This window comes from Robinsoniella sp. (assembly GCF_034124845.1).
The window spans coordinates 958-16930 of sequence record NZ_JAWYAJ010000065.1; the positions used below are offsets into that span (position 1 = coordinate 958).

Here is a 15973-nt window from a genome sequence, read left to right on the forward strand (position 1 = left end):
TACTCTTTAGAAAAAACAAATAATCATTTTAATTCTAAAGAGATACCATTTGGATGCTTATATGAAATTTTCTATTACGTTATATTGGATTAGTTTTTCTGATATAGAATAAGATTTTTTTGACGCCAGAACTTTAATATGAGTATTATAACATATTTATAATTATTTTACAATCTAATTTTGATTAAGAATGGTACAGCTTAGAGAAATGTATTTTCCTACTCCCATCTTTCCGAGAAAACAAGCATTGTATCAACGAGTGCAATCTCGGAAAGAGAAAGGGACGGAACATATATAAAGTGTTCGCTCTAACCTTCTGTTTTTTTCTGCAGCCCCTTCGTATTCTTCTCAACCAGCTTCCTGGCAATCATAATCTGGTGTCCGCATCCCATGCACTTAAGCCGGAAATCAGCACCTACACGAAGGATTTCCCAGTCATTGCTGCCACAGGGGTGCTGCTTTTTTAATTTTACGATATCTCCAACTTCATAAACCATACTTCTGCCTCCTTATATCCCTGCAAATATTTCTCCGATGCTTCCCTGCACCAGTAAGTCCGCATTATGATCCATTGGTGTAGTGGTTTTATTTACTAAAACCAGTTTATTCCCTCTGTAGTAATCGATCAGGCCGGCTGCCGGGTATACTGCCAGAGATGTACCGCCTACGATCAGGACATCCGCTTTGGCTATATGCGCGATTGCCCTGGACATGATCTGATTATCCAGTCCTTCTTCATATAATACCACGTCCGGTTTGATAATACCGCCGCATTCACAGACAGGAACACCTGTTGCTTCCAGCATATATCTGGCTTCATAATGCTTCCCGCACTTCATGCAGTAGTTCCTGTGAACGCTGCCATGAAGTTCCAGTACTTCCTTGCTGCCAGCCATTTGATGCAGACCATCTATGTTCTGGGTTATGACTGCCTTTAGCTTTCCTTCCGCTTCCCACTGAGCCAGTTTCCGGTGGGCTGCATTTGGTTTTGCGTCCAGACAGAGCATTTTATTTTGGTAAAAACGATAGAATTCTTTTGGATCCCCCATGAAAAAAGTATGGCTTAATATAGTTTCCGGAGGATAGTCATATTCCTGATTATACAGCCCGTCTACACTTCGAAAATCAGGAATCCCGCTCTCTGTAGACACTCCCGCTCCACCGAAAAACACAACGTTTGTGCTGTTTGCAAGCATTTCTTTTAGTTGTTCTGTTTTATCCATTTCCATTCCTCCTTCACATATTGTTTCCAAAGCACTCGCTTTTTACCCTGAGCTGATCCTATTTTACTTTAATGGAATCCACGAGAACTCCCTGCACGACAAATCTGGTTGCCTCATTTCCGGTACAGGTGGAAAGTGTTACAATACGGTCCTTCGAGGTAACCTTAGCTGTGCCCTTCACAACCGAATGCTCCACAGCTTCATCCAGATAATCCTGGAAATCTTTATCTTTCGCAAACGAGATCTGATAGGTATTGCTCACAGCTCCCACTTCATGACAGGAAAAGATCTCATACTTATAATTCATGGTTGGTGTATAGATCCAGAAATAACGGCTCTTTTCAAACACGCCATCTTCACGGAACTGCTTTAATGTACCAAACATAGAGCCATTTTTCATATTGTGTCCATAGATGATGGTATTCTGGTCCTTAAGGTTCGGATTATTCAGATAGTCCATAAATATAGAACCCGCAAAGTTATCTTCCTTCTTAAATGTCCGGTGCAGATAGTAGTCATTATCCGTTCCCCGGACCATGGGATAGCTGATATCCAGTGCTTCCACATTCAACCACCCGATTACATCTTTATTAATTGCTTTTAATCCGGCAAAGTCAACCGGGCTTTCCATGTAGCGTTCTGTTTCACCCTGCTCATTGGTTTCCACCCGCACACCGGCTCCTTCAGACTCTGCTCCGGAGTCTGAAATATTTCCGGAAATATTTGCAAACCCCTCCAGTGAAGAATATTCATCGGTTCCTGCTTTATACTCAAGATAAATGGTCAAAAGGCGATAACCGGAATATACAAATACTCCAATCGCAATCAGCAAAGCTATGACACGTATCACATCACCTGCTGTCCGTTTTCTTTTTTTGCCTTTACTGTCTCTGTTTTCTGTCATATATTTTTTGTCCCTGCCTTCCCGCGCACGCGGCGTCTCTTTGCCATCCGATCACGGTAAACCGGCAGATGCACAATAAACGTCGTGTAATGCGCATCACTGAATGCTTCTATGGTACCACCATGCAATTCCACAATTTCCTTGGCAATGGACAATCCCAGCCCCGCTCCGCCTGTCTGGCTGGAACGCGCATTATCTACCCGGTAAAACTTTTCAAAGATGGATTTTAACTTCTGAGGAGGAATCTGGGGGCCCTGATTCCGAAAATTAATAATAATATACTCATTCTGAAGAAATGCTTCTATATTAATATCCGTTCGTGGATAACTATAGGCAATTGCATTTCTGAGTAGGTTGTCAAATACTCTCGCCAGTTTGTCGGGATCCCCGTCCACTACCAGCTCTTCATCTGTCCTGATGGAACAAGTCAGATCCTTATCCGCTAAAACGCCATAGCTTTCATCTGCAAGCTGTTCTAACATCATAGACAAATTCAATTTCTCCTTCTCCAGGACAATGTCCTGCAGGTTGAAACGTGTAATTTCAAAAAATTCGCTGATTAATTCGCCCAGCCTGGTCGCCTTTTCCAGCGTAATATGTGTATATTTTAAACGCTCCTCATCAGGCATATTCGGCTGTTCATCCAGCATTGTTAAGTATGCAATAATGGAGGTCAGCGGCGTTTTCAGGTCGTGTGCCAGATAGACCACAAGGTCATTCTTACGCTGTTCACTTTCAATCGCTGCGTACTCTCTTTTTTTCAATGTCAGTTTTAAAGTGTTCAGTTTCTCTGAAATCGGTGCCAGCTCCGGCACCAGATTAATCGGTGCATCCTCATCAGTCAGAATCATATCGATTTCCCTGCCGATATCGTCCATATAGCCGGTAAGTTTGGAAACAGCCATATAGAAGAACACAAGAAATAAAATGATAAAGCCGGTAGTCAGAAAAATTTCTTTATTATCCATAAAAATTTTTCCATACATTTCATTCGCCGTATCATAATCCATATTGAATTTCATCATGAAGTTGATAAAAAGGCTGGCAAAGCTGCTTTGAAATAACCCGTCTATGAGAAATTTCACTATGACAATTCCAACCACTAAAGCCAGGGCAGCAACCAGGACCGCCCTCAGCAATATTGTTCTCTTTAGTTTTCCATAATTATTTTTCAACTTTATAACCAACTCCCCAAACGGTTTTGATAAATTCCGTCTTGCCGGTAGGTCCGCTCATTTTCTCACGTAAATGACGAATATGCACCATTACAGTATTGTTGCTGTTCTTGTAATACTTCTCTTTCCATACCTGTTCAAAAAGCTGCTCCGAACTGATAACCTGTCCTCTGTTTTCACATAAAATCCAAAGAATATCAAATTCGATTGGCGTGAGTGTCAGCTCTCTTTCATTGTAGGTACATTCATGTGTGCTTCGGTTAAGCACCAGGCCAGCAAAATCAATAATATCTTCCTGAGACTTGCTTCCCTCGTTATACTTGGTAAAACGGCGAAGCTGTGCTTTTACTCTGGCGATTAATTCCAGCGGGTTAAACGGCTTTGCAATATAATCATCCGCCCCTAAAGTAAGTCCGTTGATTTTATCCATATACTCCGTTTTAGCAGTCAGCATAATCACCGGAAATGTATGCTCTTCCCTTATTCTCTGCAGAATCGTAAAGCCGTCTATATCCGGAAGCATGACATCTAACAGTGCCATGTCCAGCTTCTCATTTTTTATGCATTCCAATGCGTCTGTGCCATTATAGCATTTTACTACATCATAATTTTCATTTTTCAGATATAGCTCCACTACATCTGCAATCTCCCTTTCGTCATCGACAATTAATATCTTGCTCCCCATCTATATTCCTCCTATAAATCGCAGTTACCTACTGTTCTTGGGAACGGAACTACATCACGGATATTTGACATTCCGGTCAGGTACATTACGCAGCGTTCAAAACCAAGTCCGAATCCTGCATGTCTGGTAGAACCGTATTTACGAAGATCCATATAGAATCCGTAATCCTCTTCTTTTAATCCCAGTTCATTCATGCGGTTCAACAGTTTGTCATAGTCATCTTCCCTCTGGCTGCCGCCGATGATCTCACCGATTCCTGGCACCAGACAATCCATTGCGGCAACAGTTTTGCCGTCTTCATTCAGTTTCATATAGAATGCTTTGATCTCTTTTGGGTAATCCGTTACAAATACCGGGCACTTATAGATCTCTTCCGTCAGATAGCGTTCATGCTCGGTCTGAAGGTCACATCCCCAGAATACTTTATAATCAAATTTATCATTATTCTTTTCCAGGATCTCCACTGCTTCCGTATAAGTAACATGGGCAAAATCAGAAGCTGCCACGCTTTTCAACCGGTCTAGCAGACCCTTGTCCACAAAAGAATTGAAGAATTCCATTTCTTCCGGAGCATGTTCCAGAACATAATTGATCACATATTTCAGCATAGACTCAGCAAGCATCATATTGTCCTGAAGATCTGCAAATGCTATTTCCGGTTCAATCATCCAGAACTCTGCCGCATGTCTGGTAGTGTTGGAATTTTCTGCACGGAATGTGGGACCAAATGTATAAATGTTGCGGAATGCCTGTGCATAAGTCTCACCGTTCAGCTGGCCGCTGACAGTCAGGCTTGTCTCTTTTCCAAAGAAATCCTGGGTGTAGTCAATTGCTCCATCTTCTGTTTTCGGAATATTCTCCAGATCCAGTGTAGTAACACGGAACATTTCACCTGCTCCTTCACAGTCACTTCCGGTAATCAATGGTGTATGAACATATACAAAGTCTCTCTCCTGGAAAAACTGGTGAATTGCATATGCGATCAGGGAACGCACGCGAAATACAGCCTGGAATGCATTGGTTCTGGGCCTTAAGTGGGAAATCGTTCTCAAATATTCAAAGCTGTGTCTCTTCTTCTGAAGGGGATAATCCGATGTAGAAGTACCTTCCACCGTAATCTCCTCTGCCTGAATTTCGAATGGCTGTTTTGCCTGAGGCGTCGCAACCAGTGTTCCCTTTACAATCACTGCCGCGCCTACATTTAACTTGGAGATTTCCTGAAAGTTTTCCATTTTATCATGATATACAATCTGAAGTGTCTCAAAGAAAGTTCCGTCATGCAGAACGATAAAACCAAAAGTCTTTGAATCACGTATGCTTCTAATCCATCCGCCAACGCGAATTTCCTGGTTTAAATATTTTTCTCTTTCTTTATAAATCTCTCTAACTGTTACCAATTCCATTGTTCGAACTCCTTTGTTCTTTATTCTTTCTCACTATTTTTCTAGTATAGCCTATTCCTGGCTGGTGTGCAAGCCACTAAACACTATTTTTCTCACACATTTCCTGATCTATCCATTCAATCTCTTTTTCCGGTACTCCCTGGGCGAGACATTCTCATATTTACGAAAAAACCTGGAGAAGTAAAAAGGATCACAAAACTGAAGCTCATTTGCAATCTCCTGAAGCTGAAGGTCGGTGGTAAGTAACAGGTGTTTTGCTTTCTTAAGCAGCATTTCTTCCAGGTATTCTTTAATGCCGATTCCCGTGTCCCGTTTAAAATTTCTGGAAAGTGAATAATAGGACACATGCATTTCTTTCGCCATATTTTCGATCTTAAGCTGGGCAGACAGATTCTTTTCTATATAATACAGACTTTCTTTTTGCCTGTAATATCCGCTTAAATCCATCTGCGCCACTCCTTCTTCTTTCATTTTCAGATAGAATTGTCCCAGAATTTTATTCAATGCCCCTTTAAAAAACAACTGATCCCCCAGGGTACCGCTTTCTAAATAAGAAATCAACCTTTCTGTCTGCTCCACGGAACAGGGCATGGACATTGCCCTTTCCAAACTCTGGAATACATCAATTCCCGGAAGCCGCTGCAATTCAAAATGAAAATATAATTTTATAAACGCACTCTTTCCTATATAATTATACTTTGTCCCTGCCGGAATCAAATATACATTCCCGGGAATTAAATTATGATGAAATTCCTCATTTTCTATATATCCTTCTCCCTTTATTAGAAAATACAGCCGGTTAAAAGGAGAAACCACATCCCTGTAATTCCACTTCGTATCCCCATACAGCAAACCGTGTTCCAAAATTCTAATCTGTAGTCCATTAAATTCTTCATCTATCATTCGATACTTTTTATCTTCCATCGCAAAAATATCCATCTTTCTTCCTGTTATCTTCATGTACATTCCACGTACCTTTTTATATAATAATTTTAACATATAATAACGAAAAAAGAAAGGAAACTGCCATATGTCACTACAAAATGGTTTAAGCGCACTTAATCTGGAAATGCCTGACAAGATTCCCCGCACGGAATATTCCGCTCATTTCCACTGGGATCTGGTACAAAAAGTTACAGGTATTCCGGCATCTTCAAAAAGTACTGCCAACGAACAGACAAATGCGTCTCGGGAATTTATAAAAGCATGGGATTACGGCATGTTCTGGAATATCCTCCCCTTTGGTGAAATATTCGGAGAGCAGAAGACAAAAATGGGCCATGCCTCCTATCAGGCTGATGCTGTGGACTACTCTAATGAAGTAAAGAATTTTATTGAAGAACCTGAGGATGTATTTGACTTTGATTTTGACAAGGTCTACGGCAGACGTAACCGCCAGGATCTGCTTCAGGATTTTCAGGATGACTATGATAAAATGTGCCTGGAACATCCCGATACGGTAAATATGACTGGTATGTACACGACCTGTATGTCCGGAATCATTGAAATATTGGGATGGGATATGCTGCTGCTGGCAGCCGGCGTGGACTCCCGGGAATTTGGAGAGTTTATAAACCGCTATGTAACCTGGAACCTGCAGTATTTCGAGGCTCTTGCAAAATGCAAATCAGATATAATCATGGTCCACGATGATATTGTCTGGGGTTCCGGAGCCTTTCTATCACCCGATTTTTACCGGACTTATCTATTTCCAAACCATAAAAAACTGCTGGCACCGCTGTTAGACAGCGGCAAAAAAGTACTCTTTACCTCCGACGGTAATTTCACACCGTTTATTGATGACATTGCAGATCTTGGCATTCATGGATTTGTCATGGAACCCTGTACCGATATGTCCTATATCTGTGAAAAGTACGGCAAAAGCCATGTAATTGTGGGCAATGCAGATACCCATGCACTCTTATATAACGATAAAGAATACATTGAAAATGAAGTAAAACGCTGCATCGCTCTTGGTCGTGACTGCCCGGGTTATTTCCTTGCAGTCGGTAATCATATCCCGCCAAATACTCCGGTGGATGCCTGCCTGTGGTATCAGGAATTTTATGAAAAATATAGCAGACGCTAAAGCGTGAAGCTGGTTAAGGACGCATATCTGCACAATCTTCCCTTGCGAAGGAACGGACGTTCTAGTATAATATGATATAAATAACCTGTCTCTATTATATTGATCGTGAAAGGCCGTGAGCAAATGAACCGTATTATCTTCCATATAGACGTTAATTCCGCGTATTTAAGCTGGACTTCTGTGGAAAATTTAAAGGACCCGGAGGGAATTGACCTTCGGTTAATTCCTTCTATCATAGGAGGCGACCGTTCAAGCCGCCATGGCGTTGTACTTGCAAAATCCATTCCGGCAAAGGCTTACCATATTCATACCGGTGAGCCTATAGCCGCAGCACTTAAAAAATGTCCGGATCTGCTCATTCAGCCGCCAAACCACCGTCTTTATTCTGAATACAGCCACCGTCTGATGGATTTCTTAAAGCAGCTTACGCCGGACATCGAACAGGTCAGTGTGGATGAATGCTATATCGACTTTACCGGTATCTCCCATCTCTATGAATCTCCGGTAAGCGCTGCTACTCAAATCAAAGACACAATCTATGATAAGTTTGGTTTCACGGTTAATATTGGAATTTCCTCCAATAAGCTTTTGGCTAAAATGGCTTCTGACTTTGAAAAACCAGGAAAGGTTCATACTCTTTTCCCCACAGAAATACAGACCAAGATGTGGCCTCTGCCCGTTGCCGAATTATATATGGCTGGCAAGGCTTCTGTAACAACGCTTCAGAAGCTGGGCATTTACACAATTGGAGATCTGGCATTGACCGATCCGGGGCTTCTGACACCTCATTTAAAAAGTCATGGAAAAATGCTCTGGGAATATGCAAACGGTATTGACAGCACGCCTCTGGTCTCTACTCCGGAAAAGGCAAAGGGCATCGGGAATTCCACCACGCTGTCTGCTGATGTCACTACCGCGACAGATGCAAAAGCAGTTTTACTGAAGCTTGCTTCAAGTGTCTCAGGACGCCTGCGAAAGGCAGGGCAGCTCGCCGGAAATGTCTGCGTGGAAATTAAATACAGTACCTTTACCGTATCCTCCCATCAGATGCAGCTGCTGACTCCGTCCAATACAGAAAAGGCGGTCTACCGCGCTTCCTGCCAGCTGTTTGATACCCTGTGGGATCAGACTCCCATACGCCTTCTGGGCATACGCTGCTCAAAACTTGTTCCTGACGATACGCCGGTACAGCTCAGTCTCTTTGATTTGCCCGCTTCTGATAACGCAAAACAGAAGAAACTGGATCAGGCACTGGATTCCATCCGGCTGAAATTTGGCAGCAGCGCTGTCACCCGTGCCAGTATGCTGCCTCCAAAGGAAGATTTGGATAACAGCTGATGAAATAATCTGAACCATTAAAAGAGGGAGCCGCAATTTCAGCGGTTCCCTCAGACTGCTTCGCATCCTGCAAGGCAGCAAATCATCATTTCATATTATAATTTTCCATAACTTCTTTCAATTGAATAATAATTCACTTTACAACTATTACAGTTAATGAATGAATAAAACTTCTTAGCTAATTCACCTGCATTACCAGAATCAGACTCAAACCTCTTAACGGCTTCCATTGTTTCAAAAGTTATGATATCCACCCAGGTATCATCATCTCTAAGTTGTTTCCAGGAGATATACCCCTCCTGTTTTGAAATGTACTCATTATTTAATTTTTCTGCTGCCAGTAGAAAATCCGGCACAGAGGCTCCTTTTTTAAGCTTAAAAGAACAATAAAAGACTGCTTTAGACATTATAAAATAACTCCTTTCATTATTTTAAAATATCATATCACAGGTAATGAGACAACAGTGTGTCACATTTGGAACATGTTTTATGTTTGTTTCTCCTTTAACTTGAATTGTGTAGTTCATTATAGCCGATGGATCCCTAGATGAAAATGCACAATGCAGGACACTTATGTGGAGAATTTATATTTTATAACATTGTTATCTTCGTTTTTTCTTTTTCTTCTTTACGGAATAGCCAAATGTCCCCAAATGCTCACCCAATCCCAGATATTCTCCATGGGAATACGCCAGCAAACCGGTTTTATTCAGTTCAAATTTACCGTTTTCATTCATATAAGCCTCATCTACGTGTACTGCAAGTACATCCGCAAGAAACATGTGATGTGACCCCAGTTTATTAATTTCTTTTACCCGGCATTCAATATTCACCGGACACTCCCCAATCATAGGGACTTTGATCTGCTCTGCTGCCTCAGGCGTCAGATGCATTTCCTGAAATTTATCTACGTCCCTGCCGGAACGCACACCACAGAAGTCGGTTGCTTTCGCCAGTTTTCGGGTAGTGAGGTTAATCACAAATTCACCCGTTTCCCGGATGATATCGTAAGAATACCGCTCCGGTTTCACCGATATATAAACCATAGGAGGATTCGTACATACCGTACCCGTCCATGCCACTGTAATAATATTCGGTTTTTCACCCTCCCTGGCACAGCTGACCATGACTGCCGGCAGCGGATATATCATATTTCCTGCCTTCCAGGTTTGTTTACCCATAGCATATCCTCCTTATCTTTATTAATGATTTTATCTTATCTTTTATCCGTTTTACTGCTGCAATGCATTCATAAATGCAGGAATAAGCTGTTTCTTTCTGGAGACTATGCCGGGAAGATATACGGAATGATCCTCGGGCTGCTGGTGAAATGCCTCTCTTACCAGTTCCTCCGAATCTCCGCCAAAGCATAGCAGCTCTGTAGACTCATTCATGATATCTGTAAGCATGAAAAACAGCATTGTCTCTCCATGCTGCCCCAGGGCTTTTTCCAAATACGGGATTAATCTGCCTTTTATATCCTTTAACTCAGATGCATTCATGGAATTAATCTGTCCAACTCCGAAATTCGCCTGGTTAAGTTCAAATTTCTTAAAATCCTGATAGAAAATTTCTTCCGGAGACTTTTTCTTCAGATTACTTCCTGCTGCAAACATTTCAGATGCATACGCTTCGATTTCAATTCCCGCAATCTGTGCCAGCTTCTGTGCCGCATCCCGGTCCACTGCCGTACAGGTGGGGGAACGGAACATCAAAGTATCCGAAATAATTGCAGAACACAAAAGTCCTGCTATATTAGAAGGAATCTCAATTCCCTTTTCCTGATAGATTTGATAAATAATGGTCGCCGTACAGCCAACCGGCTGGTTTCGGAAGAATACAGGTGCCATCGTCTCCAACGAACCCAGTCTGTGATGATCAATTATCTCCAGAATCTCTGCGCTTTCAATGTTATCTACCGCCTGGGAAGCTTCATTATGATCCACCAGAATCAATCTGTTGCGTTTCATACCCAGCAGATTCCGCCTGGAAATCATCCCCACATAGGAGCCGTGCTTATCCAGCACCGGGAAATCACGGTATCTCTTTTTTGCCATGGTATCCTTAATACTATCGGTAAAATCATCCAGTTCGAAGGTCAAAAGTCCATTTTTCTTCATGAAAAATTTTACAGGCATACTCTGATTGATCAGTCTGGCTACTGTATAGGTGTCATGAGGCGTGCTGATAATCGAGCAGGCCTTTTCATGAGCCAGATGCTGAATCGTCCTGGATACCGGGGCTCCCTCACAGACAATGATGCAGCTGGCATTCATTTCAATTGCACACAGCTGGGATTCATACCGGTTACCCAAAATGACCAGGTCATCCTCTCCGATATAGTTTTCCATCAGATCGGGATTGGCAGCCGCTACAACCACTTTGCCTTTTACAAAATAAGCATGTTCATTTCCTACCACCATATTACCTTCCAGCGTCTCCAGAATATTGCTGTATTGAGTTCTGGCGGTAGACAGAATTTCATTATCCAATATATCCATATAAGACTGTGCAATATCACTGATGGTGATTAAACCCTCCAGAATATTGTTGTCCTTTGTAATGGGCAGCGTATTTACATTTTCATCTTTCATCAGCGTCCACGCCTTCTTCAGCGAAATGCTGTGGCTGACACCGGGTATCCTGCGGATATCCATATCTTTCACTCTGGTTCCCACATTTGGGACGTAACCTGGAGGCTTCATTCCAAAGCGGTCTAATACAAACTGTGTTTCCTCGCTGATCTGTCCTGCTCTTTTGGGAACATAGATAGCATCACCTATTTTATTCTTTACATCTGCGTAAGCGATTGCAGAGCAGATAGAATCTGTATCCGGGTTCTTGTGACCGATGATATATACTTTTTTCTTCATTGTATCCTGCATCTCATCGTTTTCCTTTCCGATTAATGTTCTCAATTCTCAATACCTCATTTTAATAAACTTTTCATATCCTCATGTTGTATCAATGCACCATTGACCCCAATTCTATGCATCTTCATGCATGTTTTAAATTGTTTTCAGGCAGCTGTGCATGAATTCCTTTACAATCTGTTTCACTTACTATTTTTAACGAAATTCTTGCTGTTATCCGACTTTCATCATATCATACTTTTTTTTGCTTTTCAAACACTGTATTGCCTATTCTGCCCATTTTAAGGCATTTCTGTTGATTTTTTTATGCAAAAATGTTATAGTTTTATCATTCTATAGTGGGAAATAAGGAGGATCATATGTCAGAAGAAATTTTAAACGAAACAACTGCTACACCAGAAACTGCTGAAACCATCACCGAAGCTGCTGAAGTTGAGACTGTTACAGAAAGCATGGCTGATTACGAAAAAGAGTTAACCGCTTCTCTGAAACAAATCCACGAAGGCGATATCCTGACCGGTACTGTAATCGGGGTTACAGAAACCGAGATCACATTGGACCTTAAGTATTATACCGAAGGAGTGATCCGACTGGAAGATTACAGTGCAGACCCGAACTGCTGTCTTAAGGAATCTGTTCATATTGGTGATGAAATCTCCGCAACTGTTGTCAGAAGAGACGGCGGACAGGGACAGATCATGCTCTCCAGCAAGGATGCAAATGAAGTGCTGGCGTGGGATAAATTAAAAGAACTGAAAGACAATCAGACTAACCTGACCGTAAAAATCGGCGGCGTTGTCAATGCCGGTGTCATTGCATATGTAGAAGGTATCCGCGGATTTATTCCCGCTTCCAAGCTTTCTTTAAATTATGTGGAAGATTTAAACGAATGGCTGGGACAGGAAATCCAGGTTCGTGTTATTAATGTTGACGAAGAAGATAATAAGCTGGTATTATCTGCAAGAGAAATCTTAAGAGAAAAAGCAAATGAAGACAGAAAAGCAAAAGTATCCAATGTAGAAGTTGGGCTTGTAACGGAAGGCACCGTTGAATCCATTCAGCCTTACGGTGCATTTATCAATATTGGCAACGGACTGTCCGGACTTGTACATATTTCACAAATCTGTGAAAAAAGAATTAAAACTCCTGCAGCGGTTCTTGCTGTTGGCGATCAGGTAAAGGTTAAAGTGATTAATATTAAAGATGGAAAACTCAGCCTTAGCATGAAAGCATTGAACGATGTTGCCGCAGAAGAAGTGACAGAAGAAACCTTCGACCTTCCTGAAACAGAAAGTGTTTCTACTAATCTGGGATCTCTTTTCGCTAAAATTAAATTATAATCGGCAAACTATCTGTCATTTTGACTTTTATATTACATCAATTTAACGCGGTGATTTGTCGTAATTCACTAAAACAGGTTCTTCAAGAACCTGTTTTTCGTTATTTTTTACAATAAATTCACGTAGTGTTCATACTTCGTTCACAATTCATTGTTATACTTTAAACATCTCCAAAAGAGATAACTTCCGGTTTATAGCGTAATGTTTTCATTACACATATAGATAAATTTTTTCATAATAGCCTCGGTGTACCAGACACCGGGGCACTCCTCATTTTATGGGGGAAATAAAGGGTTTGCAGGCTTTCGGGGCTTGCTTTTTTATTGCATTAAAAAAGAGTGAAAATTGGGTTGCACTCAACTTTCACTCAACTTTTGTATTTTTCAAAACAGATTAGCTAATTTTTCTAATTCCTCAGCTTTTCAATCCTTCTGCCGCCCCAGTCATAAAGGCAGACCCATCCTTCTGCCAGTTCATAATACCTTGCCGTACAGATGACAAACTGCCGCTTTTTGACCTTTCCATTCTCCCGGTAGCTTTCATGTATGCTGATCCGGTATGCTTTCCTTACAGGACGTTTAAAGCATTCACCACCATAACTATGAGCATAATAACTATGATCCTCTCCATTGTAAGTACATTGTATATAGTCTGATCGCAATTCTTTATATTTCCCGTTTTTATCTTCCTTCTTTGTTTTGATTTCCTGAATGACACAATACATTGCTTCACTTCCTTTTTGTAGTTACTGCATATTGTTTTATGATACCTACACTCATTTATCCGGGTAGGACTATGCCTTACCCGGTATATGAATTATATAGATCAAGCCTTACCCATGACATAATTATATGTCAATTACACATCTTCCTCTGACATGCAACTGGCAGCAGGATATCTGTTTTCAGACATTAACTCTCACCTCCTGCCGTATCTGGATTAGACATAGTAAGACTATCAATTATCCGATATATAAGTTCCATCTCATTCTCCGATAATTTGCCGCTTGTCAGATTGTGAACAATCGCCCATTTATAAAAGCTATTCCGATTGATCGCATCATCATTTACGAAATCTTCCGACAACCGGTAAAGTGTTCTCAGGTGGGAAATGCTTTTGATCTTATCCGCATTGGCCGCTATGGCTCTACGGAAATCATTCTTATGTACAGGCTTTGTTATATTCTTACGGTGGCTTCGCTCTGCTTTCTGTCCCTGCATGTATCCATAAGCAAAAGCATAGCTTATCGCATCACATAGACCGGTTGACTCTTCTTTAATTTCTCGCATCTGAACTGCGTTGATATCGTAACGACAATCTATTTTTACCTGCTCTGTTTTGATCTTTTCTATGAGATTCATACCGCCACAACCTCCCTGATACACTCTTTGCCCGTTAAAAATTCATACATACACAACATGCCACGAAAAAAAGATTCCTTTTCAATTTGCCCTGCTGCATATTCCATAGCACAGTCATAATCAAAGATTTTCATGCTGTATACCTTTTTACCAGTATTCTTGATTGATTCAACATGTATCTGATTAAATTCAAAGAGACTTTTTCCCTGATATGAATCGGTATAATCATCATATAAAGCCTGTAAAATATTTTCACTCATTTTATTATTTACCCCTTTTAATTTCTGCCGGGATTATGCTATAATTTAAATGTTCATATGTATAGCGCAATCCCGGCTATGCAGCCCTTTCCTGACGGCTATCAGGTTAGGGCTATTTTTTTAGGCTACTGTGAAGCGTCTGCTCTCTGTCTGCTTTACGAACTGCTTATACACATCTGGCAGACTCGATTGCAACGCTTTACTATCCAATCTATTGGTTACGATGGTCTTAAACCGGACAACATGGTTTCCTGCCTTTATTTCTTCCTGTTTCTTGACTTCCATATCTGCCTTGATCTCTTCTTTCAATTTGTCTGCCTGCTGCTGTAAAGACTTCATTTGCTCTTCCAATTCCATTAACTTCTTAATCCTGTTTAAAATCATTCTTTCTGACATTGTGTGTTCTCCTCTCATTATCAAGACTGGCATCCGGTCAGATCATCTTCTGAACTATTCCGCTGTGGTCATCAGTATATGGTTCCTGGCTTTACATCTTTTCGGGATGTTCGTTTGCCTTGTCTGTATCTTATGTACCCCATTATACATCTATTTCAGTGTATAATCCATTGACATTATACACATATTTCAGAGTATATCCTTGTGCATATTGTACATTGTTTTTAGTGTATATAAATGTTATCATAACTATGAAAGAATATTCTTCATATATTTTCAAGGAGGAAAATGCAATGGGACATATAGCATACGACAAGCTACTTGTTTTAATGGAACAAAAAGGACTTACGACATATCGCATTCGCAAAGAAAAAATAATCTCAGAGGGCACATTACAAAATATTCGCAAAGGAAGAGGAATAACAACAAGTGCAATTGCTGCTTTATGTGAAGCACTTAATTGTCAACCCGGTGATCTGATGGAGTACGTACCGGACAAAGAATAAATAGCCGGTCATTTGATTCCCACCTTTTAGGGACTCCATAATCTCCGAATATCAATAACCATTACGGTCAATACTCACACTATGAAAGGATGTGTTACAATGCCATTACCAAAAGAACAACTTTATACCATTGATGATATCTACAATTTGCCTGAAGGTACCAGGGCGGAACTGATTGACGGTCAGATATATTATATGGCTCCACCCAGTAGGCAGCATCAGCGGATCATCAGCAAATTAAATCAATCCATTGCCAACTATATTGATAGTAACAAAGGCCCTTGTGAAGTATATCCTGCCCCATTTGCCGTATTTCTCAATGCGGATAATACGAATTACGTTGAACCGGATATAAGCGTCATATGCTCACACTATGAAAGGATGTGTTACAATGCCATTACCAAAAGAACAACTTTATAC

Annotated in this window: 19 protein-coding genes; 5 read left to right on the forward strand and 14 right to left on the reverse strand. The window is 41.0% G+C overall.

Annotated features, from left to right (window positions below):
• Positions 1-308: 308 nt before the first annotated feature.
• The 7 genes from ACH2DQ_RS03230 to ACH2DQ_RS03260 all read right to left on the reverse strand — a co-directional run bounded on the left by ACH2DQ_RS03230 (position 309) and on the right by ACH2DQ_RS03260 (position 6350).
• Entirely contained in the window at positions 309-497 is a 189-nt protein-coding gene (locus tag ACH2DQ_RS03230; RefSeq protein WP_394913046.1) for a DUF951 domain-containing protein, read from the reverse strand.
• A 12-nt stretch (positions 498-509) separates the two neighbouring features.
• Positions 510-1223 carry an NAD-dependent protein deacylase gene (locus ACH2DQ_RS03235; protein ID WP_394913045.1) on the reverse strand — a complete coding sequence of 238 codons (714 nt, stop codon included), beginning with the start codon at positions 1221-1223 and terminating at the stop codon, positions 510-512.
• 58 nt (positions 1224-1281) lie between these two features.
• Positions 1282-2127, reverse strand: coding sequence for a class B sortase (gene srtB, locus ACH2DQ_RS03240; protein WP_394913044.1), 846 nt, complete (start codon positions 2125-2127; stop codon positions 1282-1284).
• Positions 2124-3302 carry a sensor histidine kinase gene (locus tag ACH2DQ_RS03245; protein WP_394913043.1) on the reverse strand — a complete coding sequence of 393 codons (1179 nt, stop codon included), beginning with the start codon at positions 3300-3302 and terminating at the stop codon, positions 2124-2126. The genes srtB and ACH2DQ_RS03245 overlap by 4 nt, the downstream gene beginning before the upstream one ends.
• On the reverse strand, positions 3292-3987 hold the full coding sequence (gene vanR, locus ACH2DQ_RS03250) for a VanR-ABDEGLN family response regulator transcription factor (protein WP_027295283.1): 696 nt from the start codon (positions 3985-3987) through the stop codon (positions 3292-3294). The genes ACH2DQ_RS03245 and vanR overlap by 11 nt, the downstream gene beginning before the upstream one ends.
• Before the next feature lie 11 nt (positions 3988-3998).
• Positions 3999-5390 carry an asparagine--tRNA ligase gene (asnS, locus tag ACH2DQ_RS03255; protein ID WP_394913042.1) on the reverse strand — a complete coding sequence of 464 codons (1392 nt, stop codon included), beginning with the start codon at positions 5388-5390 and terminating at the stop codon, positions 3999-4001.
• 108 nt (positions 5391-5498) lie between these two features.
• Complete coding sequence (locus tag ACH2DQ_RS03260) at positions 5499-6350, reverse strand: AraC family transcriptional regulator (RefSeq protein WP_394913041.1); 852 nt, start codon at positions 6348-6350, stop codon at positions 5499-5501.
• Between the two features lie 70 nt (positions 6351-6420).
• Here ACH2DQ_RS03260 and ACH2DQ_RS03265 point away from each other — a divergent pair, with 70 nt between their 5' ends.
• Both ACH2DQ_RS03265 and ACH2DQ_RS03270 read left to right on the forward strand, forming a co-directional pair.
• Complete coding sequence (locus tag ACH2DQ_RS03265) at positions 6421-7479, forward strand: uroporphyrinogen decarboxylase family protein (RefSeq protein ID WP_395025562.1); 1059 nt, start codon at positions 6421-6423, stop codon at positions 7477-7479.
• A 123-nt stretch (positions 7480-7602) separates the two neighbouring features.
• A complete protein-coding gene (locus ACH2DQ_RS03270; RefSeq protein WP_394913039.1) occupies positions 7603-8817 on the forward strand; it encodes a DNA polymerase IV in 1215 nt (404 codons plus the stop codon).
• A 95-nt stretch (positions 8818-8912) separates the two neighbouring features.
• Here ACH2DQ_RS03270 and ACH2DQ_RS03275 read toward each other — a convergent pair whose 3' ends face one another.
• The 3 genes from ACH2DQ_RS03275 to ACH2DQ_RS03285 form a co-directional block, all read right to left on the reverse strand.
• Positions 8913-9224 (reverse strand): hypothetical protein, encoded by a 312-nt coding sequence (locus ACH2DQ_RS03275; RefSeq protein ID WP_394913038.1) that lies wholly within the window; start codon positions 9222-9224, stop codon positions 8913-8915.
• A 195-nt stretch (positions 9225-9419) separates the two neighbouring features.
• Entirely contained in the window at positions 9420-9998 is a 579-nt protein-coding gene (locus ACH2DQ_RS03280; RefSeq protein WP_394913037.1) for a flavin reductase family protein, read from the reverse strand.
• 51 nt (positions 9999-10049) lie between these two features.
• Positions 10050-11702 (reverse strand): putative manganese-dependent inorganic diphosphatase, encoded by a 1653-nt coding sequence (locus tag ACH2DQ_RS03285; protein ID WP_394913054.1) that lies wholly within the window; start codon positions 11700-11702, stop codon positions 10050-10052.
• A 440-nt stretch (positions 11703-12142) separates the two neighbouring features.
• Between ACH2DQ_RS03285 and ACH2DQ_RS03290 the strand changes: the two genes are divergently transcribed.
• A complete protein-coding gene (locus tag ACH2DQ_RS03290; RefSeq protein ID WP_394913053.1) occupies positions 12143-13030 on the forward strand; it encodes a S1 RNA-binding domain-containing protein in 888 nt (295 codons plus the stop codon).
• Positions 13031-13436: 406 nt separating this feature from the next.
• Here the strand turns inward: ACH2DQ_RS03290 and ACH2DQ_RS03295 are convergent, their stop codons facing one another.
• The 4 genes from ACH2DQ_RS03295 to ACH2DQ_RS03310 form a co-directional block, all read right to left on the reverse strand.
• The gene (locus tag ACH2DQ_RS03295) at positions 13437-13754 is read right to left on the reverse strand and encodes a hypothetical protein (RefSeq protein WP_394913036.1); all 318 of its coding nucleotides are present in this window, start codon (positions 13752-13754) and stop codon (positions 13437-13439) included.
• A 187-nt stretch (positions 13755-13941) separates the two neighbouring features.
• Positions 13942-14391 carry a hypothetical protein gene (locus ACH2DQ_RS03300; RefSeq protein ID WP_394913035.1) on the reverse strand — a complete coding sequence of 150 codons (450 nt, stop codon included), beginning with the start codon at positions 14389-14391 and terminating at the stop codon, positions 13942-13944.
• Positions 14388-14651, reverse strand: a complete 264-nt coding sequence (locus tag ACH2DQ_RS03305; RefSeq protein WP_394913034.1) for a hypothetical protein — start codon at positions 14649-14651, stop codon at positions 14388-14390. The genes ACH2DQ_RS03300 and ACH2DQ_RS03305 overlap by 4 nt, the downstream gene beginning before the upstream one ends.
• Positions 14652-14771: 120 nt before the next feature.
• Entirely contained in the window at positions 14772-15047 is a 276-nt protein-coding gene (locus ACH2DQ_RS03310) for a hypothetical protein (RefSeq protein ID WP_394913033.1), read from the reverse strand.
• 293 nt (positions 15048-15340) lie between these two features.
• Between ACH2DQ_RS03310 and ACH2DQ_RS03315 the strand changes: the two genes are divergently transcribed.
• Together ACH2DQ_RS03315 and ACH2DQ_RS03320 are read left to right on the forward strand one after the other, a co-directional pair.
• Entirely contained in the window at positions 15341-15553 is a 213-nt protein-coding gene (locus ACH2DQ_RS03315; protein ID WP_394913032.1) for a helix-turn-helix domain-containing protein, read from the forward strand.
• Between the two features lie 99 nt (positions 15554-15652).
• On the forward strand, positions 15653-15973 hold a 321-nt coding region (locus ACH2DQ_RS03320; protein WP_395025570.1), incomplete at its 3' end, for a Uma2 family endonuclease.